The organism is Microbacterium awajiense, from assembly GCF_039536545.1.
Taxonomy (GTDB): Bacteria; Actinomycetota; Actinomycetes; order Actinomycetales; family Microbacteriaceae; genus Microbacterium; species Microbacterium awajiense.
Window position 1 is genome coordinate 568,532 of record NZ_BAAAYU010000005.1, and the last position, 20,300, is coordinate 588,831.

Annotated in this window: 19 protein-coding genes and 3 tRNA genes; 8 read left to right on the top strand and 14 right to left on the bottom strand. The window is 69.4% G+C overall.

The genetic code is table 11. The features are described from left to right. Positions 1-12: 12 nt before the first annotated feature. Positions 13-957: a rhamnan synthesis F family protein gene (locus tag ABD663_RS09345; RefSeq protein ID WP_344737786.1), complete on the top strand. Its 945-nt coding sequence runs from the start codon at positions 13-15 to the stop codon at positions 955-957. Between the two features lie 4 nt (positions 958-961). Here ABD663_RS09345 and lysS read toward each other — a convergent pair whose 3' ends face one another. Together lysS and ABD663_RS09355 are read right to left on the bottom strand one after the other, a co-directional pair. Then, on the bottom strand, positions 962-2,485 hold the full coding sequence (lysS, locus tag ABD663_RS09350) for a lysine--tRNA ligase (RefSeq protein ID WP_344737789.1): 1,524 nt from the start codon (positions 2,483-2,485) through the stop codon (positions 962-964). A 28-nt stretch (positions 2,486-2,513) separates the two neighbouring features. Beyond that, positions 2,514-3,530, bottom strand: coding sequence for a glycosyltransferase (locus ABD663_RS09355; RefSeq protein ID WP_486341542.1), 1,017 nt, complete (start codon positions 3,528-3,530; stop codon positions 2,514-2,516). Between the two features lie 149 nt (positions 3,531-3,679). On the opposite strand from ABD663_RS09355, the gene ABD663_RS09360 reads away from it, so the two are divergent. Then, on the top strand, positions 3,680-4,567 hold the full coding sequence (locus ABD663_RS09360) for a beta-1,6-N-acetylglucosaminyltransferase (protein ID WP_344737793.1): 888 nt from the start codon (positions 3,680-3,682) through the stop codon (positions 4,565-4,567). Between the two features lie 21 nt (positions 4,568-4,588). Here the strand turns inward: ABD663_RS09360 and ABD663_RS09365 are convergent, their stop codons facing one another. Further along, positions 4,589-5,278, bottom strand: coding sequence for a DUF2520 domain-containing protein (locus tag ABD663_RS09365; RefSeq protein ID WP_344737795.1), 690 nt, complete (start codon positions 5,276-5,278; stop codon positions 4,589-4,591). Between the two features lie 150 nt (positions 5,279-5,428). Between ABD663_RS09365 and ABD663_RS09370 the strand changes: the two genes are divergently transcribed. Beyond that, a complete protein-coding gene (locus tag ABD663_RS09370; protein ID WP_344737798.1) occupies positions 5,429-7,459 on the top strand; it encodes an acyltransferase family protein in 2,031 nt (676 codons plus the stop codon). Between the two features lie 88 nt (positions 7,460-7,547). Here ABD663_RS09370 and ABD663_RS09375 read toward each other — a convergent pair whose 3' ends face one another. The 10 genes from ABD663_RS09375 to tilS form a co-directional block, all read right to left on the bottom strand. After that, on the bottom strand, positions 7,548-9,251 hold the full coding sequence (locus tag ABD663_RS09375; RefSeq protein ID WP_344737800.1) for a PH domain-containing protein: 1,704 nt from the start codon (positions 9,249-9,251) through the stop codon (positions 7,548-7,550). Beyond that, entirely contained in the window at positions 9,248-9,832 is a 585-nt protein-coding gene (locus ABD663_RS09380; RefSeq protein ID WP_344737802.1) for a PH domain-containing protein, read from the bottom strand. Before ABD663_RS09380 ends, ABD663_RS09375 begins: the two co-directional genes overlap by 4 nt. Beyond that, positions 9,780-10,271, bottom strand: coding sequence for a DUF3180 family protein (locus ABD663_RS09385; protein ID WP_344737804.1), 492 nt, complete (start codon positions 10,269-10,271; stop codon positions 9,780-9,782). Before ABD663_RS09385 ends, ABD663_RS09380 begins: the two co-directional genes overlap by 53 nt. Next, positions 10,268-10,795: a 2-amino-4-hydroxy-6-hydroxymethyldihydropteridine diphosphokinase gene (folK, locus tag ABD663_RS09390; RefSeq protein WP_344737806.1), complete on the bottom strand. Its 528-nt coding sequence runs from the start codon at positions 10,793-10,795 to the stop codon at positions 10,268-10,270. The genes ABD663_RS09385 and folK overlap by 4 nt, the downstream gene beginning before the upstream one ends. After that, complete coding sequence (folB, locus tag ABD663_RS09395; protein ID WP_344737808.1) at positions 10,795-11,157, bottom strand: dihydroneopterin aldolase; 363 nt, start codon at positions 11,155-11,157, stop codon at positions 10,795-10,797. Before folB ends, folK begins: the two co-directional genes overlap by 1 nt. After that, positions 11,136-11,957, bottom strand: coding sequence for a dihydropteroate synthase (gene folP, locus ABD663_RS09400; protein WP_344737810.1), 822 nt, complete (start codon positions 11,955-11,957; stop codon positions 11,136-11,138). The genes folB and folP overlap by 22 nt, the downstream gene beginning before the upstream one ends. Further along, positions 11,954-12,544 (bottom strand): GTP cyclohydrolase I, encoded by a 591-nt coding sequence (gene folE, locus ABD663_RS09405; RefSeq protein ID WP_344737812.1) that lies wholly within the window; start codon positions 12,542-12,544, stop codon positions 11,954-11,956. Before folE ends, folP begins: the two co-directional genes overlap by 4 nt. Before the next feature lie 9 nt (positions 12,545-12,553). Continuing rightward, positions 12,554-14,560, bottom strand: coding sequence for an ATP-dependent zinc metalloprotease FtsH (ftsH, locus tag ABD663_RS09410; RefSeq protein ID WP_344737814.1), 2,007 nt, complete (start codon positions 14,558-14,560; stop codon positions 12,554-12,556). A gap of 125 nt (positions 14,561-14,685) precedes the next feature. Continuing rightward, on the bottom strand, positions 14,686-15,237 hold the full coding sequence (hpt, locus tag ABD663_RS09415) for a hypoxanthine phosphoribosyltransferase (RefSeq protein ID WP_344737816.1): 552 nt from the start codon (positions 15,235-15,237) through the stop codon (positions 14,686-14,688). A gap of 57 nt (positions 15,238-15,294) precedes the next feature. Then, positions 15,295-16,287 carry a tRNA lysidine(34) synthetase TilS gene (tilS, locus tag ABD663_RS09420; RefSeq protein WP_344737818.1) on the bottom strand — a complete coding sequence of 331 codons (993 nt, stop codon included), beginning with the start codon at positions 16,285-16,287 and terminating at the stop codon, positions 15,295-15,297. Between the two features lie 166 nt (positions 16,288-16,453). On the opposite strand from tilS, the gene ppa reads away from it, so the two are divergent. After that, positions 16,454-16,987, top strand: coding sequence for an inorganic diphosphatase (ppa, locus tag ABD663_RS09425; RefSeq protein WP_344737820.1), 534 nt, complete (start codon positions 16,454-16,456; stop codon positions 16,985-16,987). 12 nt (positions 16,988-16,999) lie between these two features. Continuing rightward, a complete protein-coding gene (locus ABD663_RS09430) occupies positions 17,000-18,352 on the top strand; it encodes a DUF2254 domain-containing protein (RefSeq protein WP_344737822.1) in 1,353 nt (450 codons plus the stop codon). 1 nt (position 18,353) lies between these two features. Here the strand turns inward: ABD663_RS09430 and ABD663_RS09435 are convergent, their stop codons facing one another. Then, complete coding sequence (locus tag ABD663_RS09435; protein WP_425561792.1) at positions 18,354-19,685, bottom strand: peptidoglycan DD-metalloendopeptidase family protein; 1,332 nt, start codon at positions 19,683-19,685, stop codon at positions 18,354-18,356. A gap of 255 nt (positions 19,686-19,940) precedes the next feature. On the opposite strand from ABD663_RS09435, the gene ABD663_RS09440 reads away from it, so the two are divergent. The 3 genes from ABD663_RS09440 (at position 19,941) to ABD663_RS09450 (ending at position 20,248) form a co-directional block, all read left to right on the top strand. Beyond that, positions 19,941-20,013: transfer RNA gene (locus tag ABD663_RS09440), tRNA-Glu, on the top strand. 25 nt (positions 20,014-20,038) lie between these two features. After that, positions 20,039-20,112 (top strand) — tRNA-Asp (locus ABD663_RS09445). Positions 20,113-20,175: 63 nt separating this feature from the next. Further along, a tRNA-Phe gene (locus ABD663_RS09450) sits at positions 20,176-20,248 on the top strand. The last annotated feature ends 52 nt before the right edge of the window (positions 20,249-20,300 follow it).

Sequence of the window (20,300 nt, forward strand, 5' to 3'; positions counted from 1 at the left end):
AGCATGGCGGTCGTGACCACCCGTTCACCGCTGACGACCGCCGTTCTTGCCCATTGGGATCCCGACGGCAAGATCGCGCCCCATGTCGAGCGGACGGTGGACGCGCTCACAAGTGTGGCCGATTCCGTGATCGTCGTGTCGAGTGCGCCGCTCAAGCAGTCCTCCCGACTCTGGCTCTCCACGCGAACCGAGTTGATCGAGCGAGAGAACACGGGCCATGACTTCGCCAGCTACCGTGAGGGCATCGATCGCATCGACCAGGCGACTGAGAGACTCCTCGTTCTCAATGACAGCGCTGTAATGCCACTCGTTCCGATGCGAGTGATCCTTGACGCGATGAAGGGGCATCGTGGCGTGTGGGGGCTCACCCCCGGCTACGGCTTCACGCCGCACATCCAGTCCTATTTCGTCGCGTTCGAGGTCGATGCGCTGCGGTCCGCCACCTTCACCTCCTTTTGGAACTCGGATAAGCGGGCGACCTCCCGTGACGACGTGATCGTGGGTCGGGAGGTGGGCTTGGCGAGGACCTTCGGCGCTGCCGGCTTCCGCCTCGACACGTACTATCGGCCAACCATTCCAGCGCGCCTAGGGGGTGCTGCGCGCGCTCATCAAGCCGCACTCGCGAGCGCCCTCGCTGAGCGTCGATTGCGCAGCGTGGCGGGGTGGGTAGGGCGTCTCCCTCGCCGCGCATCCCGGCCCGAATGGAATCCCAGTGCAGCACTCGCCGACGTGGCCCTCTGCCAGCCGCGCGCGCTACCTGCCGTCAAACTGTCGGTTCTGCGCGATGATCCGTACCGGCTGGGAAGCGCTGGCCTGCTGACAGCGCTCGAGCAGCAGCACCCGCACGAATTCGAGGGCGTGAGGGAGTACCTCGAGCGCACCGATCGCGCCTACGGCGATCGCTGGAGCACGACCCGCAACGCCCGCCCTTCGCTGCTGCGATACCGCGGCACCTGAAGCGCTACTTGACCAGCGGGAAGAGGATCGTCTCGCGGATGCCGAGGCCCGTGATCGCCATCAGCAGGCGGTCGATGCCCATGCCCATTCCGCCCGTCGGCGGCATCCCGTGCTCGAGGGCACGCAGGAACTCCTCGTCGATGCGCATGGCCTCGTGGTCGCCGCGAGCGGCGAGCTTGGCCTGCTCGACGAAGCGCTCGCGCTGGATGACGGGATCGACGAGCTCGGAGTAGCCCGTCGCCAGTTCGAAGCCGCGCACGTACAAGTCCCACTTCTCGACGACGCCGGCGATCGAGCGGTGCTCGCGCACGAGCGGGCTCGTGTCGAGCGGGAAGTCCATGACGAACGTCGGGCGGGTCAGCTGCGACTTGACGAAGTGCTCCCACAGCTCTTCGACGAGCTTGCCGTGGATGACGTGCGGAGGCTCCTCGACCCCCTCGGCGGCGGCGAGCGCGCGCAGTTCGCCGAGCGGGGTCTCGGGGGTGATCTCACGACCGGCCGCCTCGCTGAGCGACGCATACATCGAGAGGCGATCCCACTCACCGCCGAGGTCGTACTCGGTGCCGTCGGCCCACGTCACGGTCGTGGAACCGGCCACGGCGACGGCCGCGTTCTGGATGAGCTCCTGCGTCAGGTCGGCGATGCCGTTGTAGTCGCTGTACGCCTGGTAGGCCTCGAGCATCGCGAACTCGGGGCTATGGGTCGAGTCCGCCCCCTCGTTGCGGAAGTTCCGGTTGATCTCGAAGACCCGGTCGATTCCGCCGACGACCGCGCGCTTGAGGAACAGCTCGGGCGCGATGCGCAGATACAGGTCGGCGTCGAATGCGTTCGCGTGCGTGACGAACGGGCGAGCGGATGCCCCGCCGTGCTGGACCTGCAGCATCGGGGTCTCGACCTCGGTGAAGCCGTGCGCACGGAAGGTCTCGCGCAGGCTCGCGTTCACGGTGGAGCGCGCCACAACGGTCTCGCGCGCCCGGTCGCGCACGATGAGATCAAGGAACCGGCTGCGCACGCGGCTCTCTTCGCTCAGTTCGCCGTACATGTTGGGCAGCGGCAGGATCGCCTTCGACGCGATCTGCCAGTCCGCCACCATGATCGACAGCTCGCCGCGACGGCTGGAGATGACCTCGCCCGACACGAACACATGGTCGCCGAGGTCGACCAGCTCCTTCCAGCGGGCGAGCGATTCCTCGCCGACGCCGGCCAACGAGACCATCGCCTGGATGCGGCTGCCGTCGCCCGACTGCAGACTCGCGAAGCACAGTTTGCCCGTGTTGCGGCTGAACACCACGCGACCGGCGACGGCAGTGGTCACGCCGGTCTCGGCGCCGGCCTCCAGATCGCCGTAGCGCGCCCTCAGGTCGGGGATCGTGTCGGTGATCGGAAGCGACACCGGGTAGGCGCCGCCCGCGGCATCCGTGCGCTCGGCGATGAGCCGCTCGCGCTTGCCCAGGCGCACGGCCTTCTGCTCGAAGACCTCTTCCTCGGTGGGCTCGGCGGCGGGATCGGGCGCGGTGGACTCGGTCATGGGGCTCCTCGCAGGCGGACGGCCCAGTCTATCGGTGGGCGGACTCAGCCGATCCGGGACCCTGATCCGCTCCGACATCGCACGCACGACCTGACATCGCGAGGTCGTAGAGCGCGGTGCGCACGCCGCGAGCGTAGCGTCTGTAAGCGCCTCGACGCAGCTCGGCGAGGATGCCGCGACGACGGCCGGGCAGACCGCTCGCGACGGACCGTGCCGCGAGGAATCGGTCCAGATCGAGAATGAGATCGCGGTCGTCCGCCAGCCATCCGGCGGCGCCGTCACGTCGGATCCGCGCGGCGGTTAGCGCGGCGGCCCATCGGTCGCGGCGAAGCGCGGCACTCCGCGACCGGGGCGCTTCGGTCGTGACTCGATTCTCATCGTGCGAGAGTTGGCCAGCGTGTCGGCGATAGCCCAGCAGCGGTCGCGGGTCGACGACCACGGCGCCGAGAAGACGGGCGATGAGGACCATCCACGCGTCCTGCCAGAAGACGGGCGACCCGTCGATCATCAGCTCGGGAGTGGGGAGGACATGCGGCACGACGTTCGCGCGGATTGCCGCGGTTCCTCCGGTGATCGTCGCGGCGTGGAGGAGGCGTCTCACGCCATCTGCGGTGCCGATCTGCGACAGAGCCCAGTCGTCGAGGCCGACGATGTCCCAAAGCCGGGCGCCCAATGACCGGTCCTCGGCATCGATCAGGATTCCGTCCGAGAACCACAGCGCAACGTCGTCATCGATGAACGCCTCGGTCACCGCTGCGAGCTTGTCGCACGCCCACACGTCGTCGTGGTCGACCGGCACGATGACGTCGCCGACCTGTGCGGCGCAGGCGAGGACACGGTCGCTGTTGGCGTGCAGTCCGATGCGATTCCGGGCGCGAAGCAGCGTCACCGGGAACGGCATCCGTCGTGCGAATCCGGCGACTATTTCGGGCGAACGATCCGATGACGCATCGTCGCCGACGATCATCGCCGTCGGCAACACGCTCTGCGCCGCGATCGACTCCAGCTGACGCGTGAGGAAACGTTCACCGTCGCACGTGGTCATCGCGACCGCGATCGACGGGCCCTGAGACGGTGGCCGAAGCTTCATGACCAGTTGAACCGGCGTGTGGAATCGTTCATGCGGCGCCTCGTTTTCGTCGGCGCCGAGTGTAGCGGAGCTCGAACACTTCGGCGCGCCGTACGATGGCCCGCGTGTTCACCTATGTCGTGACGAGCTACGTCAACCCGACGCAGGTCATCCGTCTGCTGGGCCGGCTGAGGGCCGACAGTCCCGACAGCCGCCTCATCGTCAGTCACGACCGGAAGATGCCCTCCCCCGCCCTCTCCGCGCTCGAAGACGTCGGGGCCGAGCTCGTCATGACAGCCACGCCCGTCACGTGGGGCGATGACAGCTACCTGCGATCCCAGCTCGCGGTCATCGACTATGCCGACCTGGCGGCGACGGACTGGCTCACGATGCTCACGGGTCAGGACTACCCGCTGCGTCCGCTCGCCGACTACGAACGGAGCCTCGTCGTGTCTGGGGCGGACATGGCGCTTGAAGAACCGGAGCACATCGATCCGGACATCGACCTGCTGTTGCATCGGTACCGCACGCGTGCACACCGCATGCCGCACTGGGTGGATCGGCACCGTATTCATCAGGTGGTGAAGCATCTGCCGGGGCTGACGCTGAGCCGCGAACCCCGGGGGCTTCCGCCGTATCTGCTGCGCAAGAGATTGCGCACACCGTTCTCACCGGGTTTCCGCCTGCGTAAGGGCGCGGATCAGTTCGCGCTCTCCGGTCGCGCATCCGCGCGTCTCCTGGCTGCTCCGCCCCACCTGCTGCGCTACTACTCGCACACCCGCATCCCCAGCGAGTCGTACATCCACACCGTTCTGCGCAACGATCCGACACTCGTGAACCTGCCCGGGATGATTCATTTCACGCGATGGGGCAGCTCCCCTCATCCTGAGTGGCTCACCGTCGATGATCTCGACGAGATGACCTCATCGGACAAGTGGTTCGCCCGCAAGTTCCACGAGGACGATCCGGTGCTCGACGCCCTCGACGAGCGCCTGGCCGCCGCGGAGTCGTGACCCGTCGCGAGCACGCGCCGATCACGTCTCGCTCGGACCGCCCGCCGCCTGCAGGGCGTCGTCCACCGTCGAGTGGATGAGAGACGACAGGAACCGTCCCGGCTCGGCGACACCCGCCTGAGCGAGCAGTCCCGCCGACTGCTGCACGATCGAGCGCGAGAACTCGGTGGCCGTCGCGATGGCCTCCGCGTAGGCAGCGCGCTGGGAGTCGTCGATCACGACGGGCTCGAACCCCATCTCGACCGCGAGCGCCTGCGCGATCGGCAGCACGGGCCCGGGTGCGGTGACACCGGCGTACGCGTGCGGCAGCGCGCGCAGGTCGATCGACGTGCCGGTGAACGTGATCGCCGGATGCACGGCGAGCGGAATCGCGCCCCCTGCCGCCGCCGGGCGCAGCACGTCGAGTCCATGTGCGGGGTCGGTGTGCAGCACGAGCTGCCCGCTCTGCCAGGCGCCGACCTCGGCGAGGCCCGAGACGAGCCCCGCCAGCTGATCGTGCGGCACGGCGATCACGACGAGCTCGCTGCGGCGTGCGACCTCGAGGGTGTCCAGCACCGGAGCGCCCGGCAGCACCGCCTCCACGCGCTCCTGCTCGGACCCGGCGGTGATGCCGACGAGCGCATGGCCGGCGCCCGCGAGCGCGGCGCCGAGCACCGGTCCGACGCGACCGGCGCCGATGACGCCGACGCCGAGGCGGGCGGTGCGGTGCATCCGTTGATGCTACCGGCACCGACGACGGCGCCAACCGTCGAGCCGCAGGCGGGCCGCCCGCCTGTACTCGCGCCCGCCTACTAGGATTGCGCGACGACGTCGCAGGATTCGTCGACTGCCCCTTCACCGAGTCTCCGCCAGGTTCTGCACATGACATCTGCTCCGAGCGTCACGACGGATGCGACCTCGACGCAGTCCCGACTCGCAGACATCCAAGGCCTGCGAGCGGTCGCTGTACTCATGGTGATCGCGTTCCACGCCGGTCTGCCACTCCCCGGCGGCTTCGCCGGGGTCGATGTGTTCTTTGTCATCTCGGGGTTCGTGATCACGGCGATGCTCCAGCGCGAGTGGTCGCGTGCGGGTCGCATCAGCCTTCGCCGTTTCTACACGAGACGGTTCGTCCGTCTGACCCCCGCGCTCGCCGTCACCGTGACAGTGACGATGCTGTTGACCGCAGCGGTGATCAGCCCGCTCGGTCCTCAACAGAACGCCGCGGCGACGGCCGTCGGATCGATGTTCATCGTGGCGAACGTCGTCATCGCCAACACCACCGGAGGTTACTTCTCGGCCGCAGCAGAGACCAACCCGCTGCTCAACGTCTGGTCTCTGTCTGTCGAAGAGCAGTTCTACCTGCTGTTCCCCTTGATGCTCATCCTGGGATGGGCGCTCGCGCGACGACGACGCACCAGGCTCGCGCCGGTCGTCGTGGTCGCGTGTGTCGCCGCACTGTCATTCGCCCTCGCGTTGGTCGATGAGAACGCACTGAGCTTCCCCGGCGCGAAGGACGCACTCGGGTTCTACAGCCCGCTCCCGCGGGCGTGGGAGTTCGCAGTCGGCGCATTGGTTGCCCTCTGCATGATGAGGCGTCGTCGCGCCTCGACGCGGCTAGCGACCGCTGCGGGCATCCTCGGCCTCGCGGGCCTCGCCCTCACGCTCTTCGTCATCGACTCGTCGACGCCCTTTCCCGGGCTGTGGACGCTGCTGCCGGTAGCGGCGACTCTCCTCCTACTCATCGCGGGCCAGGCCGATGCGAACAACCCTGTCAGCCGCATGCTGTCGTGCAGACCGCTCGTCGCGATCGGAGACCGGTCGTACTCGCTCTATCTCTGGCACTGGCCGATAATCGTCATCGCGAGCGCGCTGTTCCCGGACGCGCCTGGGATGAAGCTGATCGCTGCCGTCATCGCCGCCGTTCCGGCGATCGCGTCCTACCGCTTCGTGGAGCAGCCGTTGCGACGGCGCCGCTACTCCAAGCGGAGCCTCGGCGCGCTGGTCAGCGTGACCCTCGGGGTACCCCTCGTGGTCGCGACCCTCGTGTGGGTCGGGAGTACGTCGGGATACGGGAATGCGACGATCCAGGCATTTCAACGGGCCACGAAGGCTCACTACTGCCCGAATGAGCGCAGATTGCCAGGTGCCACCGTCGAGTGCTCCTTCGACGACTCGGCATCGGGACCGCCGGTCTACCTGATCGGCGACTCGCACGCAGCCCATATCCGCGATGCCGTCGCCTCAGCGGCGGGGCAGACGGATAGCCCATTCGCGAGCCGGGTCTCTCCCGCCTGCCAGGCATTCGACACGGTGATCGGCACCGTCGGCGCGCCCGCGGTCCCTCACTGCGCGCAATACTTCGCCGACACGATGGCGTGGCTCGACGCGGCCGAGCCGGGCGTCGTGGTCATCTCGACCGCGTGGAGACCCTTCTGGGACGACACCGTGCGGCTGGGACCGTCGGAGCAGGAGATGTCCGTCTCATCGACCGACAAGCTGCGCTTCCTGCGCGAGGGTCTGGCGCACACCGTTCGCGCGCTCTCGGCTGCGGGTCATCGAGTCGTACTCACACACGATGTACCGGTCTTCACCGACGATCTCGACTATGAACCTGCGGAGTGCGGGCTACTTCGTCTGGCTTCCGGCGACTGCGACCGGGTCATGCCGCGCCGAACCGCACTCGCCCAGCTCGATCTCGTCAAGCCACACATCGATGCTGTTGCTCGCGAGACGGGTTCGAAGACGATCGACTTCTTCGACCTCCTCTGCGATGACGAGGGATGTCCGACTCGGATCCCGGAATTTGTGATCTACGGAGACTCGAACCATATCTCCGCGGACGCATCGCTGATGCTCGCCGTAGCCTTCGTTCCATTGATCCAGGATCTCGAAGAGACTGACGCTCCCTGATCAGCATGCCGACTCTGTATCCTCGCCGCGCCCGATAGCTGAAGAGCACGCGCGCAGCACGGCCACGCTCGCGACGCATCCCGGCGGCTCAGTCGGATGGCCGCGATTCGCTCTGCCCACGAGGATCGGCCTGCGCGGTGACCGCAGTCTCCGGCTCCCCGGGTTCGGCGACCTCGGGCGAGCCTGTCGTTTCGGTGGCCGCCGGCGACACGTGCCCGGCCCAACGGTGACTGCGGTCGGATGCCGCGGCGGCGATCGCGCGGGACGCGACGCCCTCGAAGGCGCCCAGAGCGGCATCCCGGTCGAGCACGCCGAGTGTGCCGCTCACGCGACCCGGGATGGTGTGTGCCCGCACCGAGGCGACCCGCAGCGCGCGGTCGACCGGACCCTGTGAGATGTCGACGCTCTGCAGGCGCGCGAGGGGGAAGATGGCCAGCCGCCGCCACACGACGCCGCGGCGCAGGAACAGCGCACGGTCGGTGAGGTGCAGCCCGTTGCGGCGCCAGGTGAAGGGGCGCAGCAGCCGGGCGCGACGCGGCGTGTTGGTGAACGGATCGTCGTCGGCGGGCCCCAGGATGCCGTGGCCGAACACGAGCGGCCACTCGTCCTCGGGCAGCGCCGGCAACAGCAGACGCAGCACGCGCTCGACGTCGGCCCGGGTGCCCACCGGCAGCACGGTCGCGAACTGGTCGGCGCCCGAGGCGGCGACACCGCGGCCGGACAGGCGGTTGACGGTGACGGTCCACCAACCCGCCGGGCGCCACATCAGGTTCTGCGACACCTCGACAGCGTGGATGCGACCGGGCGGCAGGATCTCGGTGACGGTCGTGAACAGGCCGAATGTGATCCGCACACCGCTGGACGTCGGCGCGATCGAGTAGCGCAGCGACCGGGTGATGCCGCGCACCCACACCGCGGCGAACCCGATGACGGCGGGGATCATGCCGACGAGCAGCCAGGGGGTGCCGACGATCGACCCGACCACGATCGCGGCGATCGCGAGGATCAGTCCGATCGTGCCTCCGCTGAGCAGCTGCGATCCGATCAGTCGACCGACGGGGATGTCGACGACGGAGTCCGGCTCGTCCGCGGGGTCCTCCGCGCCGTCGATCAGTCCGGCGATCCCGGCGCTGACAGCGGACGCCGCTGCACCGAGACGGGTTCCGGCGGGTGAGGCATCCGCCGCGTGGGCGAGCTGCATGCCCGACGCGAGGCGCAGGATGTCGGCACGCACGGCCTCGGCGTTCGCAGTGGACAGGTACTCGAGCTTGACGTTGGAATCGAGCCCTGCCCCGACGACCTCGAGCTTCGCTGTGCCGAACAGGCGCGCGATCATCGGCCGGGTGAGGTTCACCCCCTGCACGCGGTCGATCGGGGCACGACGGTGCGAGCGGAACAGCACGCCCGCGCGCACCTCGACGTCGTCGCCGGTGATGCGGAACGTGTGGAATCGCCACGACAGATAGAAGGCGCCGACCAGCAGCACGACGACCCCGAGCACGACGAGCAGGGCGATCAGCAGCAGATTGTGCTCGAACACGAAATCGACCGGATCGTCGGGGAACGCGTCGCCCGATACGCCGGGTGCGATCATCGGCAGGAACCACTCGATCAGGCGTTCGCGCAGGTTGGCGATCACGATGCCGCCGACCACAAGCAGGAAGATGCCGCCGCGGAACAGCGGTGTGAGCGGGTGCATGCGGTGCCACTCGCCGTCGCTCAGCGGAGAGCGGGTGGCGGGTCGCGCCTCGGGCCGAGGCGGCGGGGATGCCGGCGGCGGAGCGTCGGTCACAGCCCGGTCCGGCGGGTCTCGGCCACGTCGACCAGCGTGTCGCGCAGCACTTCGGCGGCCTCCTGCGTGAGGCCGGGGATCACGACACCGGTCGACACCGCAGCGGTCACCAGCTTCAGCTGGGCGATGCCGAAACCGCGGTCGAGGGGGCCGTGCGTGATGTCGATGAGCTGCATCCGCCCGTAGGGCACGGCGACGACACGCTGCCACAGGATGCCGCGGCGGAAGACGAGGTCGTCGCGGCGCAGCTGGTACCCGTAGGACCGCGCCTGACGCGGCGTGATGATCATCGTCCACGCCGTGATCACCACGAAGATCCCGCCGGCGATCCACGCCCACCACTGGCCGAGGACGAGCGCGAGCACGAGCGTCGCGGCGAGCGCGATCAGGAGCACGATCCCCGAGCTGATCAGCTGCACCCACACGTACTGCCGCGCGAGCTGGTGCCACGTGCCGTCGCCGAGCGGAAGCCGCGCGGCGCCTCGCGGCTCGCGGATGTGCGGGAACGTGTCGCGGTCGAGGGGCCCGTCAGCCCCCGACGGCTCCTGCTCCGGCGTCTCCGCCTCCGTGCTCGGTGTCATCGTCGTCCTTCCGGATGGTGCACAGCTGCTCGGCGACGAGCCCCGCCGCAATGAGTGCCGCGCCGGCGGCCGCCGTGGCCAGGATCGTCCCCATCGAGCCTAGCGACGGCGGAACCGGCCGGGTCAGCAGGAACAGCACGAGGCCGAGTGCGAGGCCGCCCACGGCGGCGCCGACGATGCTCGACGCCTTGGCGAGCATCGCCACGCGCACCGCGCGGAACGGATTGACGGCCATGGAGTTGCCGCCGCGCGTCGCGCGCCGGATCGGCACCGCGAACACGAGCACGAGGCCGCCCAGCAGCACGAGCACGATCGGCAGGCTCACCGTGGGGGTGAAGGTCGGTCGGCCCGCCGAGGTCAGCAGCTGATCGACGACGAAGCCGGCCCCCACGCCGAGCACGGCGGCCACCAGCAGGATGCCGGGTCCGGTGCGTTTCATCGGCTCTCCCGCAGCCGCTGCAGCGCGGCATCCGCTCGCCCGACGCCCGGAAGAACGGCATCGGGATCGAGCTCGAGCCAGGGCACGAGCACGAAGTCGCGGTCGGCGGCGCGCGGATGCGGCAGCAGCAGCGCAGGATCGTCGCTCCTGAGGTCGCCGTAGGCGATGAGGTCGAGGTCGAGCGTGCGGTCTCCCCACAGCTCGCGTCGCTCACGACCATGGCGCTGCTCGATCGCGTGGAGGAATCCCAGCAGCACCGTCGGTGCGAGACGGGTCGTCACGATCGCCACGGCGTTCAGGTACCGGGGAGCCGTCTCGTCGAGGCCGTCCGGCTTCATCGCCACCGTCTCGACCGGCGTCGATATCCGCACGTCGTCGACCAGCGGCAGCCGCCGCATCTCCTCGACGGCATCGTCGAACGTGGCCTTGCGATCTCCCAGGTTCGATCCCAATGCGACGACCGCGTCGGTGGGTGCGCGGTGTGCGCGAGGCTCGACGGGATCCAGGGGTGGCCGCCGGACCATCACGTGCGCCCCCTGGTCACCGTCACCGCGACGTCGTCGAAGGGCACCTCGATGGGCGCCTCCGGCTTGTGCACGGTCACCGTCACCGCCCTGACCGGCCAGCCCGCGAGCACGGCCTCGGCGATGCGCACTGCGAGCGTCTCGATGAGGTTCACGGGCTCACCGCCGACCAACTGCGCGACCCGCTCGGCGACTTCGCCGTAGTGGACCGTGTCGCCGACGTCGTCCGAGCGACCGGCGGCCGACGCATCCACCGTCATCGACAGGTCGACGATGAAATGCTGCCCGTCGCGGCGCTCGTGACCCAGCACCCCGTGGCGGCCGAACACGCGCAGACCGGTCAGCGTGATCTGATCGTCCATCGATCGCCCCCTTCCCACGCCTCGAGAACGCGCAGCGCGTCGCGCGTCGCGGCGACGTCGTGCACGCGCACGCCCCACACCCCCGCCTGCGCGGCCAGCACACTGGTCACCGCCGTCGCCAGATCACGCCGGGCGCCCTCGACCGCGGTGCCTCCCAGCGCCTCGACGAGGAACCGCTTGCGGCTCGTGCCGACGAGAAGACGCGGCCCGAGACCGGCAAGACGCGCCAGACCGCGCAGCACGGTCCAGTTGTGCTCGGCCTGCTTGCCGAATCCGATGCCCGGGTCGACGATCACACGGGCGGGCGGGATGCCGGCGGCCGCAGCCGCATCGACCCGCGCGGCGAGCTCGCCCATCACCTCGCCGACGACGTCGTCGTACTCGGCGCCGGCATACATGTCGGCCGACGGACCACGCCAATGACCCAGCACGATGTCGGCGGGGGTCTGCGCGACGGATGACAGCATGTCGGGGTCGGCGAGGCCGCCCGAGACGTCGTTCACGATGCGTGCGCCGGCGCCGACGGCCGCGAGCGCGGTGCGCGCGTTCATGGTGTCGACGCTGACGACGGCGCCCGCCTCGGCAAGCCGTGCGATGACCGGCACGACGCGACTGCGTTCGTCGTCCGGTTCGACCCGTGCGGCGCCGGGCCGCGTGGACTCACCGCCGACGTCGAGGATGACCGCTCCCTCGGCGTACAGCCGCAAGCCGTGCGAGACCGCGGCATCCGGATCGAGGAAGCGGCCGCCGTCGCTGAACGAATCGGGCGTGACGTTGACGACGCCCATGATGACCGTCATGCGCGCGACACCCCCATCAGCGCGATGAGCTCCGCGCGCGCAGCGGGTTCCACGAAGGCCCCGCGGGCGGCGATCGTCACCGTCGATGCATCCGGCTGGGTGCCACCGCGCATGATGACGCACTCGTGAACGGCCTCGAGCACGACGAGCACCCCGCGAGCGTCGAGCGCTCCGGCGATCGTGTCGGCGATCTGCTCGCCGAGGCGCTCCTGCACCTGGGGGCGGGCGGCGAGCACGTCGACCACCTTGGGCAGGGCGCCGAGCCCGACGACCTGCTCGCCCGGCAGATACGCGATGTGTGCGGCACCGCGGAACGGCAGCAGGTGGTGCTCGCACACCGAGCGGAAGCGGATGTCGCGCAGCATGACCGCGCCGGACGGAAGCGTCTCGGGCGCGGGTCCGCGGGCGACCGAGATCGTGTGGGCGAGCGCTTCGGAGGCATCACGATCGACACCGGCGAAGAACTCGGCGTAGGCGTCGGCGACACGCGTCGGCGTCTGACGAAGCCCCGGGCGTTCGGGGTCCTCTCCGATCGCCTCGAGCAGTTCTGTCACGAGCGCGGCGATGCGCTCCCGGTCGACGGCCATGCGCCGAGCCTAGGCGGTCGCCGGACGCGCCTGCCCCGTCGGCCGACGACGCGTCGCCGCCTCCGCCGCCGGCTGCTCGGCCTCGACGGATGCCGCGACGTCGACGGGCTGCGCCGCGCGCGGCACCTCGACGGGGGGCAGCTGCGACACGGGACGGCCGTCGCTGGAGAGCCACTGCGGGCGCGGGGGCAGCTTCGTGACGTCCTTGAAGATCTCGGCGAGCTCGAGGTGGTCGAGCGTCTCCTTCTCGAGCAGCGTGAGCGCAAGCCGATCGAGCACCTCGCGGTTGGCGTTGAGCACCTCGTAGGCCTCGTCGTGCGCCTGCTCGATGAGCGCGCGCACCTGCACGTCGACGCGTTCGGCGATGCGCTCCGAGAAGTCGCGGCCATGCCCCATGTCGCGGCCCATGAAGACCTCGCCCGACGACTGGCCGAGCTTGACCGGGCCGACCTCGGTGGTCATGCCGTACTCGGTGACCATCTTGCGGGCGATGCTGGTGGCCTTCTCGATGTCGTTGGAGGCACCGGTGGTGGGGTCGTGGAAGACGATCTCCTCGGCGACGCGGCCGCCCATGGCATACGTCAGCTGATCCTGCAGCTCGTTGCGAGTCACCGAGTACTTGTCGTCCAGCGGCAGCACCATCGTGTAGCCGAGCGCCTTGCCGCGGGGCAGGATGGTGACCTTGGTGACCGGGTCGGTGTGGTTCATCGCCGCCGCCGCAAGGGCGTGACCACCCTCGTGGTACGCCGTGATGAGCTTCTCCTTGTCCTTCATGACGCGGGTGCGACGCTGTGGTCCGGCCAGCACGCGGTCGATCGCCTCGTCGAGCGCGCGGTTGTCGATCAGCTGGGCGTTGGAACGCGCCGTCAGCAGCGCGGCCTCGTTGAGGACGTTCGCGAGGTCGGCGCCGGTGAACCCGGGCGTCTTGCGGGCGACGACCTCGAGGTCGACGCCATCGGCGAGCGGCTTGCCGCGCCCGTGCACCTCGAGGATCTGCTTGCGGCCCTGCAGGTCGGGGGCGTCGACGCCGATCTGACGGTCGAAGCGGCCCGGACGCAGCAGCGCGGGGTCGAGGATGTCGGGACGGTTGGTCGCGGCGATCACGATCACGTTCGCCTTCGGGTCGAACCCGTCCATCTCGACGAGCATCTGGTTGAGCGTCTGCTCACGCTCGTCGTGACCGCCGCCCATGCCGGCGCCGCGGTGGCGGCCGACGGCGTCGATCTCGTCGATGAAGATGATCGCGGGGGCGGTCTCCTTGGCCTGGTTGAACAGGTCCCGCACGCGGCTGGCGCCCACGCCGACGAACATCTCGACGAAGTCCGACCCCGAGATCGAGTAGAACGGGGTGCCCGCCTCACCGGCGACGGCGCGGGCGAGCAGGGTCTTTCCGGTTCCGGGAGGTCCGTACAACAGCACGCCCTTGGGGATGCGGGCCCCGACGGCCTGGAACTTCGCGGGATCCTTCAGGAAGTCCTTGATCTCCTGCAGCTCTTCGATGGCCTCTTCGGCGCCGGCGACGTCACGGAAGGTGACCTGAGGCATCTCCTTGGTCACGAGCTTGGCGCGCGACTTGCCGAACTGCATGACCTTGCTGCCGCCGCCCTGCATGCTCGACAGCAGGAACCAGAACAGCAGACCGAGCAGCAGCAGCGGCAGCATGAGCGACAGGAAGCCGTCGAACCACGTGGCACGCGGCACGGCATCGTTGAAGCCGTCCGCCGGGTCGGCCGCGTCGATCGCCTGCACGACCTCGTCGGCGCGCGCCGAGACGTAGTAGAACTGCACCTCGGTGGCTCCGTCGTACGGCTCCGAGAGGGTCATGTCCACGCGCTGATCGCCGTCGGTGTTGAGCACCTCGGTCACGGTGCTGCCCTTCAGCAGCTCGAGACCCTCCTGGGTCGAGATCTGCTTCGCGCCGCCCAGGCTCGAGATCAGTGAGAACCCCACGATCAGGAACAGCCCGATGATCAGCACATAGAACAGCGGGTTGCGGGTGATCTTCTTGAAATCCATGGTGCGGGTCCGGGCCCGATCCCTTCGTCGAGGAATCCACGGCGTGGCGCGATGCGGCTCAGCCGAGGTGGAATCAGGGTAGCGCGGGCTTCTTGAGGTTCACCTGGGATTCACCCAGGGCGAAATCACGCGTACACGTGCGGCGCGAGGATGGCGACATCGCGCAGATTGCGGTACTTCTCCGCATAGTCGAGGCCGTAGCCGATGACGAACTCGTTGGGGATGTCGAACCCGATGTAGCGGCAGGGCACCTCGACCTTCGCGGCATCCGGCTTGCGCAGGAGGGCGAAGACCTCGACGGATGCCGCGCCGCGCGATGCGAAGTTCTCGAGCAGCCAGCTGAGGGTCAGGCCCGAGTCGATGATGTCCTCGACGATGAGCACGTGCCGCCCCGTGAGGTCGGCGTCGAGGTCCTTGCGGATCTGCACCACGCCGCTCGACCGCGTGCCCGCGCCGTACGACGAGACGGCCATCCAGTCCATCGGCACGACCGCCGGCAGTGCGCGGGAGAAATCGGCCATCACCATGACCGCGCCCTTGAGGACGCCCACCAGCAGCAGGTCCTTGTCGCGATAGTCCTCGGCGACATGCGCCGCGATCTCGTCGAGCTTGGCATGGATCTGCTCTTCGGTGACCAGGACCTCGGTGATGTCGCTGGCGATGTCGGCGGCGCGCATGCCCCGAGTCTACGGATGCGGCGTGGCCGCGCCACCGACCGCTCTGCCGCGCCCGCGCTATCGCGCGGTGAACTCGAGCCGGGTGCCGATGCGGCGTGCCCGGCATCCGGGAAGGTCGATCGGCCCCTGACCCGTCCACTCGGTGACCAGCCGTGCCACTTCGAGGGTCTGAGTGCGGGTGAGGCTCTGTCCGAATTCGGACGCGACGACGTGGCGGATGATGCGGTGCCGCACAGCGGCGGGGTTCGCGGCGAGCGCGGGGATCGAGACCGAGATCCCCGCTTCGGCGTGCTCGACGATGTCTTCGATCGTCTCGTCGATCATCTCGGCGAAGGCGTCGGCGTCTTCGCGCAATTGAGTCGCCGTGCGCGCGAGCGCTTCGGCGATGCCGGGCCCGAGTTCGGCCTCGAGCACCGGCAGCACCCGGTCGCGCACACGCACGCGCGCGTAGGCGGGGTCGGTGTTGTGGGGATCGGCCCAGGGCCGCAGACCCAGCGCCGTGCACGCGGCGCGGGTGGTCTCGCGGCGCACGTCGAGCAGGGGCCGCAGCAGGGCGACGCCGTTGAGGTCGCTCGTCGCCGGCATCCCCTGCAGACTCGTCGCCCCCGATCCGCGCGCGAGTCCGAGCAGCACCGTCTCGGCCTGGTCGTCGAGCGTGTGCCCGGTGAGCACGGCCACCGCGGATGCCTCGCGCGCCGCCACACGCAGCGCGCGGTACCGCGCGTCGCGGGCCGCTGCTTCGGGACCTCCCGCCGTGCCGACCTCGACCTGTACCGCGCGGGCGTCGAGACCCAGCCCCTCGGCCGCCGCGACCGCGGCCGCCGCGGCATCCGCCGAACCGTCCTGCAGACCGTGATCGACGACGACCGCGACGGGTCGCAGCCCGAGCTTGGGCGCCTCGAAAGCGGTCGCGGCAGCGAGGGCGAGCGAGTCGGCGCCGCCGGACAGTGCGACCACGACGGTGCCGCGCCCGGCACGGGGCGCGAGACCGACGCGCACCGCGCGCCGCACGTCGGCGACGGCGGGATCGAGGCCCGGACGATGCTCCACGGCACCACGGTACCGAGCGGCGGGCGTGCCCAACTCCTGCAATCCGGGCGCAGAACCGCTCGATCGGCAACGGATCGGCCTGATCGGCCTCGAATTGCAGGAGTTAGGGCGGCCGCACGGCCGCGACTAGGCTGGTCGGCGGCAGATTCCCTTCCGAAGGAGCACCATGGGCGCGTACGACGCCGTCATCGAGATCCCGCGCAACAGCAAGATCAAGTACGAGGTCGACCACGGCACCGGCCGGGTCTATCTCGACCGCATCCTGTTCACCCCCATGGGCTACCCCGCCAATTACGGGTTCTTCGAGAACACCCTCGGCGAGGACGGCGACCCCCTCGACGTTCTCGTGCTGCTCGATCACGACCTCGCACCCGGCATCCTCGCGAAGGTGCGCCCCGTGGGCGTGCTGAAGATGACCGACGAGGCGGGCGGCGATGACAAGGTCGTCGCGGTGCTCGCGAAGGACCCGCGCTGGGAGCACATCCAGGACGTCGACGACGTGTCGGAGTACCTGAAGAACGAGATCAACCACTTCTTCGAGCACTACAAGGACCTCGAGCCCGGCAAGTGGGTCAAGGTCGACGAGTGGGCCGACGCCGCCGAGGCCGAGCGGCTCGTCGCCGAGGCCTACGAGCGGTTCGAGCAGCACGAGGGCGAGACCCGCACCCAGGGCGAGGGCGAGGCGCCGAACACGCTGTGACCGGATGATGCCATGGCCGACCGCCCGGGAGTGATCCGCCGCCAGCTCGCACTGCTGAGCGACGCGGTCGCGTCGAAGCTGTGGCCGGTCCCGCTGATCGCCGTCGTCTGCGCGGTGCTGCTGGGCATCGCGCTGCCGCTGCTCGACCGAGTGGTCGACGACGACCTGCCCACGTGGGTCTCCGGCCTCGTCTTCTCGGGTGGGGTGGATGCCGCGCGCGCCGTGCTCTCGGCGATCGCCGGATCACTCATCACCGCGACCTCGCTCACGTTCTCGCTGACGGTCGTCGCCCTGCAGTTGGCGAGCAGTCAGGCCTCGCCACGTCTGCTGCGCATGTTCGCATCCGACCGCATGGTGCACGCGACGCTCGCGATGTTCCTCGGCACGTTCGCGTACGCCCTGACGGTGCTGCGGACGGTCGAGGACGCGACAGAGGATGCCGACGAGTTCGTGCCGCGCATCGCACTGACCGTGGCGTCGGTGCTGACCCTCGCGAGCGTGGTCATGCTCGTCGTCTTCCTCGCCCACCTTGCGCGGCAGCTGCGCGTCGAGACGATGATGCGCGACGTGCATCGCGAGGCCAGTCTGACGATCAACGTGCTCGCCGACGCGGACCCCGGCGAACCGGTCGCCGCCCCGCGCCGACCCGAGCACGTGCACACCGTCTTGGCCGAGGCATCCGGCTTCATCACCGGCGTCGACCGCGGCGGGCTCATCCGACGGGCCGCCCAGGGCGACATCGTCGTGCGCGAACTGCGCACCGTCGGCGCGAGCGTCATCGAGGGCACGCCTCTGCTCGAGTGGTGGCGACGCGGGGTGCCCGACGACGACGACCTTCGCCGCGACGAGCAGCTCGGCGCCGACCTCGCCGGGTTCGTGCAGTCCGGCTACGAGCGGACGGCACGGCAGGATGTCGGGTTCGGCCTGCGGCAGCTGGCCGATGTCGCCGTCAAGGCGCTCTCGCCGGGTGTCAACGATCCCACCACCGCGGTCCATGCGCTCGGGCACATCGCGGCGGTCCTCGGCGACCTCGCCGAACGGCCGACGCGACCCGAGGCGTACGCCGACGCCGACGGCGTGGCGCGCCTGCTGCCCACGGGCGACGGGTTCGACGCGTTCCTCGAGGTGGGTCTCGCGCAGATCCGACACTATGGCTCAGGCGATCCCGAGGTCGTGGCGCGCCTGCTCAGCCTGATCGACGACGTCGCGTGGCGTGCACGTCGCGCCGACCAGCGCGAGGCGCTTCGCGCGCAGCTCGGACGGATCGAGGCATCCGTCGACGCCGCGGAATTCGACGACGTCGAGCGCGAGAGGTTCCGCGGGCTGGCAGAGCGTGCCCGCGCCGCGCTGTCGCGGATCGGCTAGATCAGACCGAGACGCCGCGCGCGGCCATGAACGAGATCGGGTTGACCGGGTAGCCGTTCACATAGGTCTCGAAGTGCAGATGGCAGCCGGCCGAATTGCCGGTGTTGCCCTCGCTCGCGATCAGCTGTCCGGCGCTCACGCGCTGGCCGTACCCGACGAAGATCCCGCCGGGCCGGATGTGGGCGTAGCCGGTGCCGATGCCGCCGCCGTGGTCGATGCGGACGTAGTTGCCGTAGCCGCCGTTGTAGCCGGCATAGACGACGGTGCCGCTGGAGGCGGCGTAGATCGCCGAGCTGCAACCCGCGGCCAGGTCGACGCCGTAGTGGAACGGGTTCGAGCAGTAGCCGTTGCTGCACACGGGAGTGCGCGGCCCGTAGCCCGACGTGCGCCAGCCCCAGTTCGGGCGGACCCAGCCGCTGCTGCTCCCCCCGCCACTGCTTCCGCCGCTGCTGCTTCCTCCGCCGTTCCCACCGGCCGCCGCGGCCTCGCGGGCGAGCCGCTCGGCCTCCTCACGCTCGCGGCGCTTGCGTTCTTCCTCCGCGCGTCGGCGCGCCTCGACTCCGGCCTCGTAGTCGGCGACGGTCTTGGCCGTGGCATCCTGCAGTGCCGCCAGCTGGGCGTCGAGCTCGATGCGGCGCGCGGTCTGCTCATCGAGAGCGGCCTGCGCGGCATCCGCCGCCTTCTGCGCGGCGATCATCTTCTCTTCGGCGATCTGCTGCAGGCGGTCGCGCTCGTCGCGAGCGACGACGGCCTGATCGCTGAGGCTCTGCGCCGAGTCGCGCGCGGTGATCGCCTCGGCGTACACGGCCTGATTGCGCTCGAGCAGCTTGTCCATGGTGCCCAGGCGCTCGAGCAGATCATCGGCGCCCTGGGCGGAACCGGCGAAGAACAGCTCGAGCGAGGTGTCGTCGCCGCCGTTGCGGTACAGCTGTGCGGCGACCTGACCTGCCCGGTCGGCGGCCTGCGTGGCAGTGGCGGCCTGCTCGTCGGCTTGTTCCTGGAGCGTTTCGGCACGCTGAGCGGCGTCGAAGAACTCCTGCTGCGCGACGTAGAACTCGTCCGAAGCCTTCTCGGCCTCGGCCTGGGTGCGCGCCACCTCGTCGGTGAGGCTCTGGATCAGGTTCTTGATCTTCTCGATCTCGGCGGCCTTGGCCGACTCGCTCGCGCGGGCGCGTTCCACGTCTTCCCACGTCGGGTAGTCGACGGCGAAGGCGGCCGGCAGCAAGGGGCCTGCAAGGCCTCCGATGGCGGCGACGCCGAGCACTCCGGCTCCGATCGCGGCGCGGCGGCTGACCGGCCTCAACAGACGTCGCGGCGCGCTGGAGAGCGGCATCAAGCCGTGTTCGTCGGGGGCCTTGTCGAGGCTCACCGGTCCTCCCGTCGCTCGAACGACAGCTTTCACACTAGCAACAGCAGTCACAAGCGCAAGGGGCGGGCACGCATCCACCGTGGATCCGCCCTCAGCGGCGCTCCTGTCAGTGTGAGTCGCAGCATCCGTTCGCACAAGACGCCGCCCCGCCCGATTGGCGCATCCGCGCAGGATTGCGTATGCTTGAGCGTCGGTAAGCGTGAGCCCCCGGGTTCATCCGGCCCCATCGTTTAGCGGCCTAGGACGCCGCCCTTTCACGGCGGTAGCACGGGTTCGAATCCCGTTGGGGTCACTCCCGATCACAACTGAATATGCATGGCCCTGTAGCGCAGTTGGTTAGCGTGCCGCCCTGTCACGGCGGAGGTCGCGGGTTCAAGTCCCGTCAGGGTCGCTCCAAGCGACGGGCCTTCTCTTGAGGAGGCCTTTCGTCTAGGACGCGGCAGATGTGCCGTGCGGCTCTGTAGCTCAGTTGGTAGAGCGTTCGACTGAAAATCGAAAGGTCACCGGATCGATGCCGGTCGGAGCCACAAGGGTGATCGTTACAGTCACCCCAGGAACCCTCGCGTAGCTTCTACATCG

Bases quoted from the DNA above. Each gene is read 5' to 3' on its own strand.
- ABD663_RS09355 (WP_486341542.1), bottom strand. From the start codon at position 3,530: ATGACCACGTGCGACGGTGAACGTTTCCTCACGCGTCAGCTGGAGTCG.
- folE (WP_344737812.1), bottom strand. From the start codon at position 12,544: ATGGCCGTCGACCGGGAGCGCATCGCCGCGCTCGTGACAGAACTGCTC.
- ABD663_RS09370 (WP_344737798.1), top strand. From the start codon at position 5,429: ATGACATCTGCTCCGAGCGTCACGACGGATGCGACCTCGACGCAGTCC.
- lysS (WP_344737789.1), bottom strand. From the start codon at position 2,485: ATGACCGAGTCCACCGCGCCCGATCCCGCCGCCGAGCCCACCGAGGAA.
- ABD663_RS09385 (WP_344737804.1), bottom strand. From the start codon at position 10,271: ATGAAACGCACCGGACCCGGCATCCTGCTGGTGGCCGCCGTGCTCGGC.
- ppa (WP_344737820.1), top strand. From the start codon at position 16,454: ATGGGCGCGTACGACGCCGTCATCGAGATCCCGCGCAACAGCAAGATC.
- ABD663_RS09435 (WP_425561792.1), bottom strand. From the start codon at position 19,685: ATGCCGCTCTCCAGCGCGCCGCGACGTCTGTTGAGGCCGGTCAGCCGC.
- ABD663_RS09365 (WP_344737795.1), bottom strand. From the start codon at position 5,278: ATGCACCGCACCGCCCGCCTCGGCGTCGGCGTCATCGGCGCCGGTCGC.
- folK (WP_344737806.1), bottom strand. From the start codon at position 10,795: ATGGTCCGGCGGCCACCCCTGGATCCCGTCGAGCCTCGCGCACACCGC.
- folB (WP_344737808.1), bottom strand. From the start codon at position 11,157: ATGGACGATCAGATCACGCTGACCGGTCTGCGCGTGTTCGGCCGCCAC.
- ABD663_RS09430 (WP_344737822.1), top strand. From the start codon at position 17,000: ATGGCCGACCGCCCGGGAGTGATCCGCCGCCAGCTCGCACTGCTGAGC.
- hpt (WP_344737816.1), bottom strand. From the start codon at position 15,237: ATGCGCGCCGCCGACATCGCCAGCGACATCACCGAGGTCCTGGTCACC.
- folP (WP_344737810.1), bottom strand. From the start codon at position 11,957: ATGACGGTCATCATGGGCGTCGTCAACGTCACGCCCGATTCGTTCAGC.
- ftsH (WP_344737814.1), bottom strand. From the start codon at position 14,560: ATGGATTTCAAGAAGATCACCCGCAACCCGCTGTTCTATGTGCTGATC.
- ABD663_RS09380 (WP_344737802.1), bottom strand. From the start codon at position 9,832: ATGACACCGAGCACGGAGGCGGAGACGCCGGAGCAGGAGCCGTCGGGG.